The organism is Bradyrhizobium sp. AS23.2 (genome assembly GCF_001908185.1).
Lineage (GTDB): Bacteria > Pseudomonadota > Alphaproteobacteria > Rhizobiales > Xanthobacteraceae > Bradyrhizobium.
This window is the reverse complement of the sequence record NZ_LGHM01000228.1, coordinates 1-5,780: the sequence shown is the minus strand read 5'-3', so window position 1 is coordinate 5,780 and position 5,780 is coordinate 1. Positions and strand designations below refer to the sequence as shown.

Below are 5,780 nucleotides of genomic sequence, written 5' to 3'. Positions count from 1 at the left end.
CCATCGGAAACATCCCGCCGGCCGAAGCCGAGCAACGCTACTACGCCATGCTGGAACAATCGGCCATGGCGGCATAACTTAAACCAAATGGCCTCCGGCAAACCCGGGACGGTTCAACCGCGGTCCGGCCGGTGCTTTCGTAAAGGGCTACGGCGCCGCCGATCGTCTCCGGCCTTGTCACGTCAAACGTCATGGCGCAGCGAGCGGAGCTGCTTGGATTGGCTGAAGCGTACTAGCACCTCAAATGAATGGCTTGTCACCTACCGAGACACTAACTTTAATCCAGACAGCGCTCGAGTTCGTCGTTGCAGCCGGCCTTGGTGCGGCCCGGGCCCTTGGCATTATGTTGGTGCTTCCCGTATTTACGCGTCCGCACATTAGCGGGATGATCCGCGCGAGCTTGACGATCGTGATTGGACTGCCATGCCTTGCGCACATAAAGGCCGGCCTGCAAACGCTAGATCCGGCCACCCGTATGATCGCCGTCGCTCTCCTCGGTCTCAAGGAGATATTTATCGGCCTGCTTTTCGGGATGTTACTGAGTATACCCTTATGGAGCATACAGGCAGTTGGCGAGATCATCGACAGCCAGCGAGGTGTTTCGAACCAGCTCGACGATCCTGCGACACGCAGCCAAGCCTCGGCCACCGGTCTTTTTCTTGGCACTGCTGCGGTTACAATTTTCGTTCTCTCCGGAGGTCTGCAGACGATGGTCAAATGCCTCTATGGCAGCTATCTGATCTGGCCTGTGTATCGGCTACTACCTTCACTGAGCCTGCAAGGCGCAATGGAATTTGTAGCGGTTCTCGATCATATCATGCACACGACCCTGCTGGTCTCGGGACCCGTGCTGGCTCCGCTGCTCCTGATTGAGGTATCTCTCCTATTGCTCGGGCGCTTTGCCCCGCAGATCAAGCTGAACGATCTCTCCGCCATCATAAAGAATATCGCCTTTGGCGTCGTCATGGTCAGCTACGCCGTCTTCCTCATTGAATATATGGAAGCGGAGATTATCCAGTTCTACGGCGTGCTGGAGTGGCTCGAGAAGTTCTTCAAATGAACGACTCGGGCGAAGAGAAGAAGCTTCCGCCAACTCCTAAGAAGCTACGGCAGGCGCGCAAGAAAGGACAGATCCCGCGCAGCGCTGACTTTGTGAGCGCGCTCAGCATCTGCGCGGGGTTCAGCTGCCTATGCCTCAGAGCAGGCGCGATCGAAGTCGCATGGCATGAAGGGGTGCAGCTCGTCGACAAGTTGCAGGGGCAGCCATTCAATAGCGCGGTTCAGCAGGCATTGGTCGGGTTGATCGAACTTTCGATGATCAGCGTTGCCCCAATCATCGGAGCGGCCGTGGGTGCTGGCATCCTCGCCAGTTTCTTGGCGACTGGTGGGCTGACGTTCTCGGCGGAGCCGCTGAAACCAAGCCTTGAGAAATTGGATCCTATCAAAGGGCTGAAACGGCTTTTCTCTCAGAGATCGCTTGTCGAGCTTGGGAAGTCGCTGATCAAGGTGTTCGTTCTCGGCGTAACTCTTTTTTTCACCGCAACCGCGAGTTGGAAGGCACTGGTATACTTGCCTATCTGCGGTTTGGGTTGTTTTGGTTTTGTCTTCAAAGCGTTCAAATTCGTGATCGAGATCGCTGCCGGTGCCTTTCTGATCGGCGGCTTGACCGATCTGCTAATTCAGCGCTGGTTATTTACGCGTGACATGCGCATGACACACAGCGAAGCAAAGCGCGAAACTAAGGAACAGGAAGGCAATCCGCACATAAGGGGTGAACACCGTCGGCTCCGTCGCGAGTCGGTGAACGAGGCGCCGCTCGGCATCCAGCGCGCCACATTAATACTGACAGGCCCGGCGGCATTGATCGGGCTGCGCTACATTCGTGGGGAGACCGGAGTTCCGGTATTGGTGTGCCGCGGCGAGGGCGAATCTGCGTCGCGGTTGCTTGATCAGGCGCGGGCGTTGCATCTGAGCGTTATCCAGGACCCCGTTTTAACGCGGCAGCTGGTCCGAAAGGCTACGATGGGGAAGGCCGTGCCGATGGAGTGTTTTGAGAGAGTTGCTCGGGCGGTCTTTGCCGCAGGCCTGGCCTAGCTTCGCGCAAAGTCGATGCGCTCGGGCCGTTTCAGTCAAGACAAGACCCAAATCACTGGTCTGGCTTGCACGCGGCGCGATCTGAAAAAACGGAGGAAACGGTGGCTGCTGTGGCGGCTCATCCGTTTAGCGCAAGACTATCGGAATCGCGACGGCGTCACCTGATGCTCATTCTAACCTCGGAGCACGAGCCCGCTCATTGGGCTTCTGGCGAAACCCTGGTGTGATTGTCATCTTCCGAGTTGCTCTTGTTGCCCGGCGTGAGGCTTCCGCGTGCGGTAAGGGGAGCTACCGCACGATCACCGCCGGTTGGCATGACAGCTTTATTCTCCAACAAGTCGCCGGGATCGTTGAGCATGACTCCAAGGTTACTCCGGGTAGAGCAGCCAAGCGTTGGATTAAAAGAATTGTCGTCCACTGAAGGGCCGACGATTGAAAAGGATGGACAGAGCGGAGGATGTGCTTCGTAGATGATTGCCTCGACTCGGACGCCGAAATGGGAAGGCAGACCTACCGGCGAAGCTGATAGGCGAATATTATAAGGGGGAACGCCCATCGTGCGGGCCTCATGGGCCACTTCAGCAACGAGCCGAGGTGAGCCACTGACGTCCATATGGAGTGCATCCCGCCGACCTCGGCTGGCGTTCGCAACGAAATCCCGCAGACCATACCTCTCGGCCCGACGAAGCCTCTGTAGTACCAAGACACTGGTCTTCTGCTCCACCTGGATCGCTTGCTCAGTCCGCCCAGAATAGATCGCAGCATCATGAGTGCATCCGCCTACGGTTGTCGCAATAGCGATCAGGTGGCCCAGGTTTCGCAAGCTCATTCGCGATCCTCATTCGATAATAAAGCCGGCTCCGCCACTCGCGCCTGGTTCGGTGCGGAGAGGGTGCGGCCTCGCGGCGGACTTGCCAACGTATTCGTCAAAGTGCGCCCCGCGTCTGAGGGCGGTCGGATCCGGTCAGTCGGCGCGCTTATCTTGCCCGCAGACGATGCTGGCCTTACGATGTAGGGGGTAACAATGATGACGAGCTCCGTCTCCTGCTTCTGAAAGGAGGAGGACCGAAACAGCGCACCCAGGATCGGGACATCGCCTAGCCCAGGAAACGTGCTGATGTCGGTGTTGAAATTGCGCCTGATCAGTCCTCCGATTGCAAAGCTTTGACCGCTGGCAAGCTCGACGACAGTACTGGCACGTCGTGTGGAGAGACCTGGCAGAGACATTCCGTTGATGCTGACTTCACCTTCTTTCGATAACTCGCTGACTTCAGGCTTCACCCGGATATTGATCTGATTGTTGCTGAGAACAGTCGGAACGAACTCGAGGCTGATTCCGAATTGACGGAATTGAACCGAGACTTGCCGATTGTCCTGCATGACCGGAATTGGAAATTCGCCGCCTGCCAGGAAACTTGCTGGTTCGCCGGACATCGCGGTAAGATTTGGTTCCGCCAGTACTGACGCGAGGTGCTCGTTGGCGAGTGCGTCAAGAACAGCACTGACGTTCAGACTGCCAACGCCAAATCCGATACTTGCCGTGCCGCCGCCCTGACTCGCACCGGAACCGCCAGGTTTGCCACTGCTAAATCCGAAAACGACCGCGCCGTTTTGACCCGATGCAGAGAGGCTGAGACCAAGCTCCTTCATGGCGCTGCGCGAGACCTCGGCCACGCGCACGCTCAGATTAACCTGTAATGATCCCGCCACCTGAACCTTATTGACGACCAGCGCGCCCGCACCCAGAAACTGCTCGGTCATCTTCTTGGCGCGCTCGACGACGTCGGCACTGGGCGCTGTCCCGCTAAGAATAGCGCCGCGTGGCGTATAGGTGACTTGGATCGCATAGTCTCCGAGCTCGGCCTTCAGCGCGGCACGCAGATCCTCGACAGGTTGGGTGACGACAACACGAAACTCGGCTAATGCCTCTCCATTGTCGTTCAATGCGAACAGACTGGTCCGTCCCGGCGTTTTTCCAAAGACGAAGATGGTCGTGTTCGACGGCGCCTGGTAGTCGGCTATCGTCGGGTCGGCAACAAATATGCTGGCCGCCGGCGCCGGAAGATGAACGGTCTTGCCCTGAGAGGAGGAAAGATTCAAGGTTCCGTTAAGGCTGTCAGCCGTCGCGCGGGGCGCCCCCTGACTAGCATCCCGCCTTATCTGAGCGGCGGCGGTGAGGGGACATACGAGAGCGACCGTACAAAGGGCATACAGAAGATACGGCAAAATGGCAGACGTGACGGCGCTCGGCCGTGTTCTGCTACAAGGATCAAGCGTGGACTTCAAGGGAGCTTCGTTTTCAAGTTTGATCGGCTAGGCAGCGGATCGCTCTTCAGTTCAAGCGCGTAGCCGACGCCGCGCGCGGTTTTGACCCGTAGCGTCGCGCCCGACTTGCTCAAATGTGTGCGCAAGCGATAGATCGCGACTTCTAAGGCATTGGTCGAGACTTCGTCGTCAAACGCATAGAGGCCTTCCTCCAGTGACGCTCGCGGCACGGTGCGGCCTGCTCGGCTGAGCAGATGTTCAAGAATACAGACTTCGCGGCGCGCAATTCTTAAAGGGCTACCGCCAACTGAGACTTGCCGGCCGATCGGATCGAAATTTAAGTTGCCGAAGGTAACGACGGGTGCCGTCATTTGCATCGATCGTCGCAAGATGGCGCGCATGCGAGCAACGAGCTCATCGAGAGACACCGGCTTAGGCAGGAAATCGTCGGCACCACCATTGAATATCGCAATCCGGGTGCCGAGATCGTTGAGGCTGCTCATCATCATGGCGGGCATCGAACATCCTTCGCGTCTCAACTGTTTCAGCCAGTCCAACCCATTTCCATCCGGCAGAACCAATTCGAGCAAGAGAATGTGATAGCTGGCGCAACCTATCGCGGTCTCCGCTTCGTCAAGGGTGTGGATTACGTCAACTGCAAAACCGCGAACCAACAGCGTTTCCTTGGCGGCTCGCACAAAGGCCGCATCGCGATCTACCAGGAGAATTCGCATTCATCGCCTATCGTACGACTGCGCCAAGACCTGAGCGCATTACGATCGACAACGAACTCCGGTGAAACCACCACGTGCTCGAGCAGGTCGGGTTGGCGAGCAGCTGACTGAAGGGAGAATCGAATCGCACGAGCTCCTGATTGCTCCTTCTAGAGAACGGTGATGACTTATGGGGCTTCAGGTAAGATCGGCAAAATCCATTGTTTTTATGATAGGTATCCAACTTGCGAATGGCTCGTAGCGCGATGCACTGAGTAGGCGTGCAGGATGAGGATCACCGAACAACCGCGGCTTCGGCGCAAGTCGATGACGTCAAGCAATGGATTCCCGTCCATCACAAGCAATACTAAATGGAGAGGTAGCAACGCTCCGATGCTTCAGTGTGAAGCGTCGGATAACAGAACCTCGAGCATCGCCGCTGATGCGCTAGTTGGGGGCCGCAGCCCGAATCGTGCGTCCGAGGTCTGCGGCTATGGACTCAGGCCGTCTTATTGGATCACTGGTTCGGGCCTCTCGTCCGCGTTCCACATCGGCCAGATCGGGGAGCCGCAGTAATCGAATCGCCGGCGCAGGGCGATAGCCGTGAGGTCGGAGGCGCACATCGTCGGCCCCAATCGCCAGGCCACAATGTCGCGCGAGAAGTCGTCGAGCACGGTCGACAGATAGTACCAACCCCAGCCAGTGATC

Annotated in this window: 4 protein-coding genes and 2 pseudogenes; 2 read left to right on the top strand and 4 right to left on the bottom strand. The window is 57.5% G+C overall.

What is annotated here, in order from left to right; all coding sequences use genetic code 11:
- The first annotated feature begins 244 nt into the window (after positions 1–244).
- Positions 245–1,060 (top strand): type III secretion system export apparatus subunit SctT, encoded by an 816-nt coding sequence (gene sctT, locus AC630_RS38270; RefSeq protein ID WP_074123542.1) that lies wholly within the window; start codon positions 245–247, stop codon positions 1,058–1,060.
- Entirely contained in the window at positions 1,057–2,094 is a 1,038-nt protein-coding gene (locus tag AC630_RS38265) for an EscU/YscU/HrcU family type III secretion system export apparatus switch protein (protein ID WP_074123541.1), read from the top strand. Before sctT ends, AC630_RS38265 begins: the two co-directional genes overlap by 4 nt.
- A gap of 196 nt (positions 2,095–2,290) precedes the next feature.
- On the opposite strand, the gene AC630_RS38260 is transcribed toward AC630_RS38265, so the two are convergent.
- The 4 genes and pseudogenes from AC630_RS38260 to AC630_RS46445 form a co-directional block, all read right to left on the bottom strand.
- Positions 2,291–2,923, bottom strand: a complete 633-nt coding sequence (locus AC630_RS38260; protein ID WP_074123540.1) for a CpaD family pilus assembly lipoprotein — start codon at positions 2,921–2,923, stop codon at positions 2,291–2,293.
- 9 nt (positions 2,924–2,932) lie between these two features.
- Positions 2,933–4,380: pseudogene (locus AC630_RS38255) on the bottom strand (type II and III secretion system protein family protein).
- Positions 4,377–5,093, bottom strand: coding sequence for a response regulator (locus AC630_RS38250; protein ID WP_074123539.1), 717 nt, complete (start codon positions 5,091–5,093; stop codon positions 4,377–4,379). Before AC630_RS38250 ends, AC630_RS38255 begins: the two are co-directional and overlap by 4 nt.
- Before the next feature lie 488 nt (positions 5,094–5,581).
- Positions 5,582–5,780: pseudogene (locus AC630_RS46445) on the bottom strand (hypothetical protein); the annotation flags it as partial.

Coding starts and splice junctions, on each gene's coding strand:
- sctT (WP_074123542.1), top strand. CDS start 245: ATGAATGGCTTGTCACCTACCGAGACACTAACTTTAATCCAGACAGCG.
- AC630_RS38265 (WP_074123541.1), top strand. CDS start 1,057: ATGAACGACTCGGGCGAAGAGAAGAAGCTTCCGCCAACTCCTAAGAAG.
- AC630_RS38260 (WP_074123540.1), bottom strand. CDS start 2,923: ATGAGCTTGCGAAACCTGGGCCACCTGATCGCTATTGCGACAACCGTA.
- AC630_RS38250 (WP_074123539.1), bottom strand. CDS start 5,093: ATGCGAATTCTCCTGGTAGATCGCGATGCGGCCTTTGTGCGAGCCGCC.